We start from the raw sequence: 12,632 nt of genomic DNA, 5'->3' as shown, positions 1-12,632 counted from the left end.
TGATGTCGCAAACGCTCACGCTTGTGCGCTCGCCCCTGAACCTGCGGCCCTTTCTGTGGCTGCTGCTACCGCTGCTGGTGCTGGCGACGCTATTTTTCTATCCGCTGCTGCTGATTGCCGAGCAGGCACTGCGCGATGCCAGCGGTCACCTGAGCCTCGGGACTTTCTGGCAGGTGGTGGAATCCCGCCGTTTTATTAACGCATTGTTCAATACGCTGCAAATCGCGGTCTTTGCCACGCTGGGCTGCCTGCTGCTCGGCAGCGTGCTGGCGCTGATTCTGGTATTTATTCCGTTTCCCGGCAGCCAGTTTATCGGCCGGGTCATTGATACCTTTATTGCCCTGCCGACTTTCCTCATCACTCTCGCATTCACCTTTATCTACGGTTCGGCGGGCTTGCTGAACGGCACGCTGATGTCGCTGTTTGCTTTCGAACTGCCGCCGGTCGATTTTCTCTATTCGATTCAGGGGGTGATTCTGGCGGAAATCACCGTTTTCACTCCGCTGGTGATGCGCCCGCTGATGGCCGGACTGCGGCAAATTGATAAAAGCCAGCTCGAAGCGGCGAGCATTCTTGGCGCCCATCCGCTGCGGGTTATCGGCCAGGTGATATTCCCGGCGGCGCTTCCGGCGCTGATGGCAGGCGGCAGCCTGTGCCTGCTGCTGACCACCAACGAGTTCGGCATTGTGCTGTTTATCGGCGCTAAAGGGGTCAATACCCTGCCGATGATGGTCTACAGCAAAGCCATTCTCGAATCGGATTACGGCGTGGCCTGCATGATTGCGCTAATAAATATTCTGCTGTCGCTGGGGCTGTTTATGCTCTACCGACTGGCCGCCGCGCGTACCGGCGCAAGGAGCTAACGATGTTGATTTGGTCGCGCAAAGGCCGCACTGCGGCGGGTGCGTTGGCGGTAACGCTGTTTGCCGGGTTCTTTTTTCTGCCGCTGGCGGTGATTTTAATGTCCAGCCTGAGTCAGCAGTGGAACGGCCTGCTGCCGTCCGGCTTTACCCTCGGGCACTTCGTTAACGCGTTTCGCGGCGCGGCGTGGGATTCGCTCTTTTCCAGCCTGATGGTCGGTTTCTACGCCAGCCTGTTCGCTCTGCTGTGCGGCATGTGGGCGGCGCTGGCCCTGCGCCAGTACAGTGTGAAGCTGCAAAAATACCTCGGGCTGATGTTCTATTTGCCGAGCGCCATTCCATCGGTGTCCGTGGGTTTAGGTATTCTGGTGGCCTTCAGCCAGGGGCCGCTACAGATGAACGGCACCTTCTGGATTGTGCTGGCGGCGCACTTCGTGCTGATTTCCGCCTTTACCTTCAGCAACGTTTCCACCGGGCTGGCACGAATTTCCGCCGATATCGAAAACGTCGCCTCCAGTCTTGGCGCATCGCCGTGGTATCGCCTGCGCTATGTCACACTGCCGCTGATGACGCCATGGATGATCTCCGCGCTGGCGCTGAGCCTGTCGCTGTCGATGGGGGAGCTGGGCGCGACGGTCATGATCTACCCGCCGGGATGGACGACGCTACCGGTCACCATTTTCAGCCTGACAGACCGCGGCAATATCGCCGACGGCTCGGCGCTGACTATTGTGCTGGTGGGGGTGACACTACTGCTGATGATTAAGCTTGAGCGCATCGCTCGCCGGATGAGCCAGCGTTAACGCTATTTCCCGGTGGCGCTGCGGTATGAACCGGAAACATGGGTAACAGTCTTGTAGCCCGGACAGGCGCAACGTGCCGCCCCCGGGATTTACCTGATAATGCTTAAAGAAACAAAGCCTTATCGCGCAGAATATGATCGTTGCCGCGACGGCGGGTAAAGCCGATGCGGTCGAAATACTCCAGAATCTGAATCGCCAGCTTGCGCCCGACGTTCAGCGTATCGCGAAAATCCGCCGCGCAGGTGGAGCCCCTTTCCAGATCCAGCTCGCGGATCATTTTAGCGAATTCGACAATCCGATCGTTACGATAGTAGCGATCTTTAACGATCGCGGTAATCATCCCCTGCTGCGCCGCCTGGCGTAATACCGCGCGCATCAGTGACTCCTCGACGTTGGCTTCCCGCGCCAGATCGCGCACCCACCATGGCTCATCGCCAAACAGCCCGGCGACCCGCTGCCAGATGGCCTGCTGCTCGTCGGTAAAACCCGCTTTATGCTCCGGCAGATGCAGCCAGCCGTGATGGCTGTGAACGATACCGCTTTCGCGCATCTGCTCAATCAGCAGCAGCACCAGCGCTTCATCTTCCATCGGCAGCGCAATACGCCGCAGACGTTCGCGGCCCGGACCCGGCTCATCGCGATGCTGATCGTGATAACGCGCCAGAGCATCGAGCAGTTTTCGCTGCCAGCGCGCGGCCAGCGGGGCGCTAAGCAGACTGTTTCCTGCCTGGAGATAGTCAGGACGGCTAATCAGCGCGTTCAGGCCTTCGTCGCTGAGCTGACGCGCCCAGGCGAAATCATCAAGGCGAACCGCATCGCGCTGAAGATGAATATCCAGCGCCTGAACGTCATCGTCCTGCGCGGCCGCTAACGCATGCAGCCACTGTAAATATTCCGGCTTACGCTTACCCCGGCGCGGTGGATTCAGCGCCACCACCCGCGCACCGGCTAGCGTCAGGCGAGCGGAAATATCGCGCAGCACCAGACGGTCGTTATCCGCCAGCCGCAGCGGCGTATCCAGCACCAGCTCCGCCAGCGCGCCCTCGAGCAGCGACACGCGGCCGGTAATATGGCTGGCGGCATGATGGATATGCAGCGGCTGCCACTGGCTCAGCGGCGCATGGCACTGAAGTTCGACAATCACTCGTTCAGAGGCTTCCGGCGGCTGCGCAGAGAGCAGCCAGTCGCCGCGATTCAGTTCCTCTTTTTGCGCATCGCCAGCGATATTCAGAGCGATGCGTTGACCGGCCCATGCTTGTCCGACCGGCTGATTCTGCGCGTGCAAGCCGCGCACACGCATTGGTTTATCCACTCCAGTCAACCACAGCGTATCGCCAACGTTGACCTCGCCGGATAGCGCGGTTCCGGTGACCACCAGCCCCGCGCCTTTGACGGTAAACGCGCGGTCAAGAGCCAGACGAAAACGCTGATGCTGCGGATGCGCCCGCGCACTGAGCTGAAGTAAATGCTCACGCAGCTCGGCAATGCCCCGGTTTTGCGTGGCCGCTGTGGCAAACAAGGTGGCATCGGTAAAGCCAAATTCCGCCAGCACTGCATCGATTTCCGCCCGTACTTCCTCTACCCGCGCCGTCTCAACGCGATCCGCTTTGGTTAGCGCAACGGTTAGCGTCGGCTTTCCGGTAAGCTGAAGGATCGCCAGATGTTCGCGCGTCTGCGCCATCACGCCATCATCGCAGGCCACCACCAGCAGCGCGTGATCGATACCACCAACGCCGGCCAACATGTTGGACAAAAACTTTTCGTGGCCGGGAACGTCGATAAATCCCAGCACTCGTCCGTCAGGTTGCGGCCAATAGGCGTAGCCCAGATCGATAGTCATCCCGCGCGCTTTCTCTTCCGGCAGGCGGTCGGCGTTGATGCCGGTAATCGCCTGTAGCAGCGTGGTTTTGCCGTGGTCAACGTGTCCGGCGGTGGCAATAATCATCTCAATAACATCTCCATAAACCGGGTTTCATCCTCAAGACAGCGCAGGTCAAGCCACAGGCGGCCATCATAAACCCTGCCGATCACCGGCACAGGCAACAGACGCCAGCGGGCCGCCAGAGCCTCCAGTTGGCTGCCGCGACCATCGCGCGGGGTAAAGGTCAGCGCCGCGCTGGGTAAACGATCCACCGGCAGCGAACCGCTGCCGATCTGCGACAGACATGGCTCAACCCGTAAGTCAAAATCAGCATAATGTGCCACCAGACTTGCCTGCAAACGCTCACCCTGCTGGTGGATCTCATCCACCTTGCGGGTCAGCAGACGCAGAGTCGGCAGCTCGGCAGCCAGTTTTTCCGGGTGCAGATAGAGGCGCAGCGTGGCTTCCAGCGCCGCGAGGGTCATTTTATCCGCTCGCAGGGCACGTTTCAGCGGATGGCTTTGCAATTGCGCAATCAGCGCCTTTTTACCGACGATAATCCCCGCCTGCGGGCCACCCAGCAGTTTATCGCCGGAGAAGCTCACCAGGCTGACGCCTGCGGCGATCAGCTCTTGTGGCATCGGCTCTTTCGGCAGGCCGTAGTGACTTAAATCGACCAGCGATCCGCTGCCAAGATCGGCGACCACCGGGATATTCAGCTCGCGGCCTATCTCCGCCAGCTCCGCTTCATCGACCGCTTTAGTAAAGCCCTCGATGCTGTAGTTGCTGGTGTGCACCTTCATTAACAGGCCGGTATTCTCATTAACGGCCTGACGATAATCTTTGACGTGGGTGCGGTTAGTGGTGCCGACTTCATGCAGGATACAGCCCGCCTGGCGCATGACGTCGGGAATGCGAAACGCACCGCCGATCTCCACCAACTCTCCGCGCGAAACTACCACCTCGTTGCCGCTGGCGGTGGCTGCCAGCATCAGCAGCACCGCCGCCGCGTTGTTGTTGACGATACAGGCATCTTCCGCGCCGGTTATCCGACACAGCAAGTCTGCCAGCGCCCGGTCTCGGTGGCCGCGTCCGGCATCGTCAAGATCGTATTCCAGCGTGACCGGGGCGCGCATCGCCTGAGCAACCGCCTCAACCGCCGCCTCCGCCTGAATGGCGCGGCCCAGATTGGTGTGCAGCACGGTGCCGGTCAGATTAAAAACCGGGCGCAGCGCGCTCTGCTGCGTCTGCGTTAATCGCCGCGTGGTTTCCTGCAACCAGTCATCGCTCCAGTCGGGTAGCGCCTGGCTCTGGCGGATGTGCTCTCTTGCTTCTTCCAGCATCTGGCGCAGCAGCGTCACCGTCTGGGAGTGGCCATACTGCGTCAGCAGCGTGGAAAATGCGGGTTCGCGAAGTAGGCGATCGATGGCCGGAAGCCGGGTGTAAAGCGCACGAATCTCGGTAGTCATGAATGGGCCTGGCGGTAAGTTATTTTCCCCCCTCCCGACGGGAGAGGGAGTCAACAAATAAGCGGTGATTGTACCGCCTCCGGGCAGAAACTGTTACCTGCCTGGGTCAACTCCTCGGCGGTTCGGTGCGCGCAAAGCTGGCGCGCTGAAAGAGCGAATCCACCAGCCTGACCAGCTTAGGGCGGGTGGCGCACCAGCCCGGCGCGACGCGGCGAAAGTTAAGGTAAGCGATAGCGCAGGCCGCCGAAATGGTCGCCAGGTTGACTTCATCCGGGCGTAAAGTCCCGTCACTCGCATAGCCTTCCAGCGCATCCAGACCGCGCGCGACCTTTTCCCGTTGGCGTAACAGCTCGCTTTCCGACTGCTGCGCTGCCGGGCGCGTTTTCTCTCGCACCAGAGCCAGTGCGGCTTCCATAACGCCATCAGCCAGCGCCTCAAGCTGACGCATTTTCAGCGCGGCTTGTGGCTCCGCTGGCAGCATATTCGGCGCGACGCCGAGTTGCTCCAGGTATTGCGCGATAATCTGCGAATCGTACCAGCATTCACCATTGTCGGTGACCAGCGCGGGCACTTTCCCCAGCGGGTTATACTGCGCTACGCCGTTGACGTCGTTGTAAGGGAATTCGTTGACGAACTCGAAGGGAATATCTTTTTCCAGCAGAATGACGGAAATTTTGCGCACAAAGGGACTGGTATAGCTGCCGATCAGTTTCATTGCCTGCTCCTTTCGCCAACAAAAAGGTAAGTATGGTGCAGACTGCTGTAAAAAACCGCGAAGCAAAAGGAAATTCGGCGAGCCCCGGCGCATTTCCCGGAGGCGGCGCTCAACGCGCCTTGTCCGGGCTACCAGTCCGCCGACGGCTGGAAACCCGTAGCCCGGTCAGCGCAGCGCCACCGGGACGAAGCAGCGCCAATGCCTCAGCCCCGGCGCATTTCCCGGAGGCGGCGCTCAACGCGCCTTGTCCGGGCTACCAGTCCGCTGACGGCTGGAAACCCGTAGCCCGGTCAGCGCAGCGCCACCGGGACGAAGCAGCGCCAATGCCTCAGCCCCGGCGCATTTCCCGGAGGCGGCGCTCAACGCGCCTGGTCCGGGCTACCAGTCCGATGACGGCTGGAAACCCGTAGCCCGGTCAGCGCAGCGCCACCGGGACGAAGCAGCGCCAATGCCTCAGCCCAGGCGCATTTCCCGGAGGCGGCGCTCGACGCGCCTTGTCCGGGCTACCAGTCCGCAGACAACTGGAAACCCGTAGCCCGGTCAGCGCAGCGCCACCGGGACGAAGCAGCACCAATGCCTCAGCCCCGGCGCATTTCCCGGAGGCGGCGCTCGACACGCCTTGTCCGGGCTACCAGTCCGCTGACGGCTGGAAACCCGTAGCCCGGTCAGCGCAGCGCCACCGGGACGAAGCAGCGCCAATGCCTCAGCCCCGGCGCATTTCCCGGAGGCGGCGCTCGACGCGCCTTGTCCGGGCTACCAGTCCGCAGACAACTGGAAACCCGTAGCCCGGTCAGCGCAGCGCCACCGGGACGAAGCAGCGCCAATGCCTCAGCCCCGGCGCATTTCCCGGAGGCGGCGCTCGACGCGCCTTGTCCGGGCTACCAGTCCGCAGACAACTGGAAACCCGTAGCCCGGTCAGCGCAGCGCCACCGGGACGAAGCAGCGCCAATGCCTCAGCCCAGGCGCATTTCCCGGAGGCGGCGCTCGACGCGCCTTGTCCGGGCTACCAGTCCGCTGACGGCTGGAAAAACCTGTATTTACGGTTAGAACTGATAAGCCACGCTGGCGCGGAAGCTCCGCCCCGGTTCGTAGTCCGCGCCCAGTACGCCATAGCTGTTGCGCGAGGTGTGGGATACGTAGTTTTTATCAAAGATATTATATAACCCAAGGCTTAAGGTCAGGCCATCCAGCGTGCCGGATGTCGGCGCCCATTCAACCGCCAGATCGTTCACGCCATAGCCTGCCTTTTTCGTTTCCGCATCTTTATAGCGCGTGTAGAACAACGAGTTCCAGTGCATGGCAACATCATATTTAGGCAGCAGATACGTCAAGCCAACGGTATATTTATCACCAGTATCACGCCCCAGAATATCACCATATTTTGCCACCCCCTCAACCATCAGCGGCGACTTATAATCGGTGCTGATATGGGAATAGCTGAAACGGGTAATAATATCGTTTACTGCATAATTCACTGAGGCTTCATAGCCGTCGACCACGGCATTACCGGCATTGAAACGTTCCGTAAGTTCAGAAACGCCGGGAACGGCCGTCTGGACAATCAGGTTGTCGTAATGCGTGCGGAAATATTTGCCGACAATACTGAGTGAGTCGTCTTGCGCAATGAGGCCGCGACGGTCGAAGAAAATCCCGACCTCTTTGTTATCACCGGTTTCCGGATCGAGGCGGTTTTTCTGATTAAACTCGCTGGAGTTCACGCGGATTGACTCGGTGGTATCCGGCGCGCGGAACAACTCAGTGTAGTTAGCAAATAAGCCAAAACCGGATTCAAACCGATACTCGGCGCCAAAAGCTTTGGAGAACTCAGTGAACGTTTGATCCTGATCGCCCAGCATATCCGCCTGATAATGATCGTAGCGGATCCCCGGCGTGAGCGTCAGCCCGCCAAACTGCACGGCATTTTCCAGATACCCGGAGTTGCTGGTCCCCTTTTCGCCGTCCCAGGAGGCAGTTTTTCGGCCGCTGGAATACTGGTAATCATCACGATGGTTTTTGGTCTGGAACCATTCGTAGCCCACGCGTAGCGTATGGCCAAAAGCACCGGTCTGGAATTCTGAGCGGTTATCAACGTTAACGCCCCAGGTTTCCACATTGTTCACCCAACCACTATTCAGACTATTCCAGCGTTTTTTAACGCTGGCGCTCGCTTCGCCGGAACGAATCGCTGCGGCCATATTTTTATGCGGCTGGCTTCGATCGAGTTCATTTTTGGTGTGATAGCCAGCGACTTTCAGATCAATCCAGCCGCTACCGTCAACCGCTTCATAAGAGAGAGTTTGGGTTTCGCGGATGAAGTTTTGCGGCGTGTAGTCCTGGAAATTCGCGGTGGTCGTCGGGCGATAAGAGAATTCTGCGCGGAACGGATATTCACCGTCCGATTTTACGCGCTCAGCCGACGCCTTTATTTTCTGCCCTTCAAAAAGGTCAACACCGGCCTTCACTAAATAGCTTTTATCTTTGCCATCAGCGCCAATACGCGTACCGTCGCCGCTCTCACCATAATCGTAATCGCTGCGGCTGATATAGCCCAGCAGGTCAACACGATCCGCGACCCGCCCAAATAGGGCCAGCGAATTAGACCATTCGTCGTTATTTGTGTCATAGCCGGTTTTTACCCGGGCACCAAAGCTTTCGCCCGACCGCAATAAATCAGATGCATCAACAGTGGTGAATTTCACCGCCCCACCCAGCGCTCCGGAACCATTGACCACCGAGTTCGCGCCCACGGAGACATCAACCTGCTTTAATAACGCTGGGTCAATTAATAAATTACCGCCATGGTGAAAAAGGTCACCCATCTGGCGCGCGCCATCAATGGTGACGTTAATTCCCTTGTCGCTCACACCGCGCATATAGATTTGCTGATTGAATCCGTTGGTGCCCCCAACATCAACGCCTGGAATATCACGCAGAATATCTTTGATTAGCTCCGGCTGACGGGCGGCAATTTTATTCGCGTAAACGCTGGTTTCTTTCGGCGTGCTTTTAACCGATGCCACAACTTTAATCGTCTCGGCATCCTCAATTTTATTATCCGTTTCGGCAAACACCGGTGCGCATAACAGCACGGTTGCACCAATTAATAATTTCTCACGTCCATATGTGGTCATACTCGATCCCTCACAATGTGAATAGAAGTGAGAATCATTTTCATTATTAATTGCAAAAAGTTAATCTTACTTACAAAACTTTACTGATGAGGCCAATATATCCGCCATGAATAAATAATTAATAAATATATTTTTTAATTAATAATTCACACAAAGAATACCTAAGCGCGAAAATTAATACACCGTCAGGAAATAACAAATAAGGAGAACCATAGAATTACCCGCCGGATTATTTTTGCCTGCGGGTTTTAAACAATATGCTTACTCTGAAGATTCGCGCTTAATACGCTCTTTTATCAATAGTTCTTTAATCGACAAACCGGTAACGCCGCTATCGCGTAAGTTGTGGCGGGTAATTTCGGTACACAGGAATTCAATGATAAACAGCTGCGCAATACGCGTTGAGATGGAATCGCCCTGCATCGGCCCCGCTTCGCCGCTGGTCAGCCAGAAGGTGTTCGCCAGCTCAGTAAGCGGAGAATGGGGGCTATGAGTAATTGCCAGCGTCCAGGCTCCCTTCTTTTGCGCAAGACGGAAGGCGTTAACCACCTCCGGCGTTTCACCTGAGTGCGAAAAGGCCACCACCAGATCATCGGCCTTCAGGTTTGCCAGCTTTAAGGTCATGGTGAAGCGGTCGGTAAAGGCTTCGGAATCAATCCCTAAGCGGTTCATCTTATCCCGCGCTTCCAGCGCCGCCAGCCCCGATGCGCCAAAACCGACAAACATCACCCGGCGCGCGGTCAAAAAGCGCTCGACCACCGGCTTGACGATTTTCATCTCCAGCAGGCCGATGGTTTCCCGGGTTGAGGTTTCAATAGTGAGCGCTATCTTTTGCGCCACATCGTTACGCGAATCATCAAGGAAAATATCCGGCGACGAAGGCAGCGATAAATCGCTGTCGTCCAACAGCTCGCGCTTAAGATCCGCCTTCAGGTTCAATAGCCCGGCGTAACCGATTTTCTTGCAAAAACGGATGATGGTGGCTTCACTTACGCCAATCTCCAGCGCCAGCTTTTTCACCGGTAGCTGCACCACCTGCGCTGGCTGTTGCAAGATATAACCGGCTATTTTGCCGTCCGTTTCTCCGAGGTTACTGAGAATGTTGGCGAGGTAGACGCGTACGTTTTTCTTATTCACACTCACTGTGGGCTCTCCTGACCGCGCGTTAAGTCAGGTAGTTTAGCCCGCTTGTCGTTCGCTGTCTGCCGGGAAGCTTAGTGAGAGCTGATGGTCGTGCGTTTCCCCCGCCGCCAGCCACTTAATGCCGCGCTTATGGGTTATTTGCCCATCAAAATTGGGATCGTCGGTGGTGCCGTTGAGCGGCTCCACGCACAGCAGATCCGCACCAGGAACGCCCCATAGCGCCAGCCATTTTTGGCTACCGGAAAAAACAATCTGTTCCCGGCCATCCGGGGAGCAGACCGCCCAGCGGTTACCCTCTCCCAGCGCAAAATAGACCGCGCCTCCAGCAAAGCTATCCGGCGACAATATAAACGCCGAGACGTCCGGCGCGTCGTCGGATATCGTCAGCGTCCGCTTATCGGTCGCAAAAGGCCCCACGCAGGCGCGATCGAAACGCACCTGCCAGCCCGCCTCACGGGATACCGGCAGCGCGAAGCCGGGATGCCAGCCCAGCGAGTAGCCCCAGGGCTGTCTGTCCTCGTTAATCACCGCCCAATCTACGCTGATACCATCGTCATTTAGCCGCCACGTCAAGCGTATGCGCCACGCAAACGGCCAGACCTCGCGCGTTTCAGCGGTGTCGGAGGCCTCAAGGATCAGATGAGTGGCGTCCTGCGACACGCAGGTGAACGTCTGGTGGCGCAGAAAACCGTGTGCGGTGAGCGGAAAAAAACGCTCGCCCTGCCATAAGCCATTGTGGATGAGCTGCCCCACAACAGGAAACAGCTGCGTCGCCGAGTTGCTCCATACTCCCGCCTGCGGTTGCCATATCCAGCTGCGCTGGCGATGGTTATCCCACAGCTCGCTTAGCTCCGCGCCAACAGCCTGCACCACCATACGGAAACGCGCGTTTTCCAGACGCCACTCCATGCTCACTTCTCCTAAGCCGTACGCAGCAGCAGCCGCGTCTGATAGACCATCGCCCGATGTTTATCGCCGGTAAACAGGCGGTCAATCAGCGTGAAGATATCAGCCTCATCAATCACTTTATCCTCAGCAAAGTCCAGCGTCTGTGAATCGCTATTGCGCACAAGGAATGCCAGCGCTTCCGCGACGCCCGGATGCGCGCAGGTATAGCCCGCCGTTGATTCCTGCTGGCGCACAACGAACTGCTGGTCGCGTTCGGGCGACAGAGACTCCAGGTCGAAACGCGTATACAGCTCCGGCGGCGCATCGTGCTGGCGCATCATGGGGATTAATGCGCTGGCATAACGCTGTGACAAAGCGCTATCTGCGACGGGATACTGTTGGCGCGGATCGTGTTTGATATCAAACAGTTTATCGCCAAATCGCCACGGATTGAGGTAGCCGAAGGTCGCGGGGATCTGCATCACCTGCACGCCCTGGGTGAAATCAAATCCGGGATGAATACGAATATCTTTCAGCTCATCGATTTTAAACGGGCTGTCGATGCGCGTTGGCATCAGCGTGTATTCGTACAAATGCGCTTTGTTCTGCTCGCGCGGACAGCGCATATAGACATAATCGCCGTCGGTAATATTGATATGCCCGCCAAAATAGCCAAACAGCGCGTAATCACGAATCGCCTCATCACGCTCAACCGCCGGGCGCAGCGGCTGCCCGGTCATGGTTGCCGGGCGCGGAACGTTAAAGTACTCAAGCAGGGTCGCCGGGATATCAATGGTCTGGGCAAGCGCCTGGCGCCGCACGCCCTCAGCCCGACAGCGCGGGTCGCGAATAAAGAACGGCGTATTGGCGATTTCGTTATATACCGGCATGATATTTTTGCCCCACCACTGGTGCTCGCCCAGCAGGAAGCCGTGGTCAGTGCAGACGATAAACAGCGTATCGTCCCACAGGTCCAGCGCCTTGAGCTTATCCATCACCTGACCGAGATAGTCGTCGCACATGGTGATTAGCGCCTGGTAGAACTTACGCACTTTGTCATCATCTTCGCCGCCCGGTGCGCCGCAGTAGTAGGGCACCCAGCCGTCAAAGTCGCCCGGTTTGCAGCCATACTGCGCCAGGTATTTTTCCGGGACAAAGAACGGCTCGTGCGGGTCGAAACACTCAATTTGCAGGAACCAGTTTTCCTGGTCCCGGTTGGTCTCAAGAAACTCCATCCCGGCGCTGATGGTGCGATGGGTAAAGTGCTCCTCTTGCGTCGGCATCGCCGTGCGGTTGATTAAGTCCTGGGTCATGCGCCCTGCGCGGCGGCGGCGGGTCTCTTCGTCTTCATTGCCCTGCCACTGGATCAGCGGCTTTTCCACCTGGCCTTTCCAGCAGTCCCCCTCCTGGCCGCGAATAAACTCAAACGTCGAGTAGCGGGTATGGTAGGTGGCGCCGCCGTCGCGCCAGTAGTGTTTATGGTCGGTAACCATGTGCGTGTGGACGCCGTGCTGGCGCAGCGCCTGCATCGCGGAGAAGTCAAACGGCTCCAGCGGCCCCCAGCTACGGTGCAGGAAGTTGTAGCGCCCGGTATGCAGCTCGCGACGCGCAGGCATACAGGGCATGCTGCCGACGTAGAAGTTGTCAAACTGCGCGGATTCCTGCGCCAGCCGCGTGAAGTTCGGCGTTATCGCATCCCCGCCGTAGGGTGCAAGGTGATTGCGGGTCAGGGTGTCAAACATCAACATAACTGCTTTCATAA

The 12,632-nt window shown here is 57.9% G+C and carries 11 protein-coding genes; 3 read left to right on the top strand and 8 right to left on the bottom strand.

Annotation, left to right across the window (positions count from 1 at the left end):
• Positions 1–2: 2 nt before the first annotated feature.
• On the top strand, positions 3–863 hold the full coding sequence (gene phnU / locus DA718_RS00330; RefSeq protein WP_112217384.1) for a 2-aminoethylphosphonate ABC transporter permease subunit: 861 nt from the start codon (positions 3–5) through the stop codon (positions 861–863).
• 2 nt (positions 864–865) lie between these two features.
• Positions 866–1,663, top strand: a complete 798-nt coding sequence (gene phnV / locus DA718_RS00325; protein WP_112217383.1) for a 2-aminoethylphosphonate ABC transport system, membrane component PhnV — start codon at positions 866–868, stop codon at positions 1,661–1,663.
• Between the two features lie 103 nt (positions 1,664–1,766).
• Here the strand turns inward: phnV and selB are convergent, their stop codons facing one another.
• The 3 genes from selB to DA718_RS00310 form a co-directional block, all read right to left on the bottom strand.
• Complete coding sequence (gene selB, locus DA718_RS00320) at positions 1,767–3,608, bottom strand: selenocysteine-specific translation elongation factor (protein WP_112217382.1); 1,842 nt, start codon at positions 3,606–3,608, stop codon at positions 1,767–1,769.
• On the bottom strand, positions 3,605–4,993 hold the full coding sequence (selA, locus tag DA718_RS00315) for an L-seryl-tRNA(Sec) selenium transferase (RefSeq protein ID WP_112217381.1): 1,389 nt from the start codon (positions 4,991–4,993) through the stop codon (positions 3,605–3,607). Before selA ends, selB begins: the two co-directional genes overlap by 4 nt.
• A 106-nt stretch (positions 4,994–5,099) precedes the next feature.
• Positions 5,100–5,708 (bottom strand): glutathione S-transferase, encoded by a 609-nt coding sequence (locus tag DA718_RS00310; RefSeq protein ID WP_112217380.1) that lies wholly within the window; start codon positions 5,706–5,708, stop codon positions 5,100–5,102.
• Between the two features lie 32 nt (positions 5,709–5,740).
• Between DA718_RS00310 and DA718_RS00305 the strand changes: the two genes are divergently transcribed.
• Entirely contained in the window at positions 5,741–6,118 is a 378-nt protein-coding gene (locus DA718_RS00305) for a hypothetical protein (RefSeq protein ID WP_130624338.1), read from the top strand.
• A gap of 5 nt (positions 6,119–6,123) precedes the next feature.
• On the opposite strand, the gene DA718_RS30605 is transcribed toward DA718_RS00305, so the two are convergent.
• The 5 genes from DA718_RS30605 to DA718_RS00280 all read right to left on the bottom strand — a co-directional run bounded on the left by DA718_RS30605 (position 6,124) and on the right by DA718_RS00280 (position 12,630).
• Complete coding sequence (locus tag DA718_RS30605) at positions 6,124–6,324, bottom strand: hypothetical protein (RefSeq protein ID WP_130624337.1); 201 nt, start codon at positions 6,322–6,324, stop codon at positions 6,124–6,126.
• A 427-nt stretch (positions 6,325–6,751) separates the two neighbouring features.
• On the bottom strand, positions 6,752–8,839 hold the full coding sequence (locus DA718_RS00295; RefSeq protein WP_112215666.1) for a TonB-dependent receptor domain-containing protein: 2,088 nt from the start codon (positions 8,837–8,839) through the stop codon (positions 6,752–6,754).
• Between the two features lie 261 nt (positions 8,840–9,100).
• A complete protein-coding gene (locus DA718_RS00290; RefSeq protein WP_112215665.1) occupies positions 9,101–9,982 on the bottom strand; it encodes a MurR/RpiR family transcriptional regulator in 882 nt (293 codons plus the stop codon).
• A 36-nt stretch (positions 9,983–10,018) separates the two neighbouring features.
• Positions 10,019–10,891, bottom strand: coding sequence for an aldose epimerase family protein (locus DA718_RS00285; protein ID WP_112215664.1), 873 nt, complete (start codon positions 10,889–10,891; stop codon positions 10,019–10,021).
• 11 nt (positions 10,892–10,902) lie between these two features.
• The gene (locus DA718_RS00280) at positions 10,903–12,630 is read right to left on the bottom strand and encodes a sulfatase (RefSeq protein WP_112215663.1); all 1,728 of its coding nucleotides are present in this window, start codon (positions 12,628–12,630) and stop codon (positions 10,903–10,905) included.
• Positions 12,631–12,632: the final 2 nt, after the last annotated feature.

The sequence above is a fragment of the Klebsiella huaxiensis genome (genome assembly GCF_003261575.2).
GTDB classification, from domain to species: domain Bacteria; phylum Pseudomonadota; class Gammaproteobacteria; order Enterobacterales; family Enterobacteriaceae; genus Klebsiella; species Klebsiella huaxiensis.
This window is presented reverse-complemented; position numbering and strand designations above follow the sequence as displayed.

Excerpts from the sequence above, each read along its gene's own strand:
- phnU (WP_112217384.1), top strand. The coding sequence starts at position 3 with ATGTCGCAAACGCTCACGCTTGTGCGCTCGCCCCTGAACCTGCGGCCC.
- phnV (WP_112217383.1), top strand. The coding sequence starts at position 866 with ATGTTGATTTGGTCGCGCAAAGGCCGCACTGCGGCGGGTGCGTTGGCG.
- selB (WP_112217382.1), bottom strand. The coding sequence starts at position 3,608 with ATGATTATTGCCACCGCCGGACACGTTGACCACGGCAAAACCACGCTG.
- selA (WP_112217381.1), bottom strand. The coding sequence starts at position 4,993 with ATGACTACCGAGATTCGTGCGCTTTACACCCGGCTTCCGGCCATCGAT.
- DA718_RS00310 (WP_112217380.1), bottom strand. The coding sequence starts at position 5,708 with ATGAAACTGATCGGCAGCTATACCAGTCCCTTTGTGCGCAAAATTTCC.
- DA718_RS00305 (WP_130624338.1), top strand. The coding sequence starts at position 5,741 with ATGGTGCAGACTGCTGTAAAAAACCGCGAAGCAAAAGGAAATTCGGCG.
- DA718_RS00295 (WP_112215666.1), bottom strand. The coding sequence starts at position 8,839 with ATGACCACATATGGACGTGAGAAATTATTAATTGGTGCAACCGTGCTG.
- DA718_RS00285 (WP_112215664.1), bottom strand. The coding sequence starts at position 10,891 with ATGGAGTGGCGTCTGGAAAACGCGCGTTTCCGTATGGTGGTGCAGGCT.
- DA718_RS00280 (WP_112215663.1), bottom strand. The coding sequence starts at position 12,630 with ATGAAAGCAGTTATGTTGATGTTTGACACCCTGACCCGCAATCACCTT.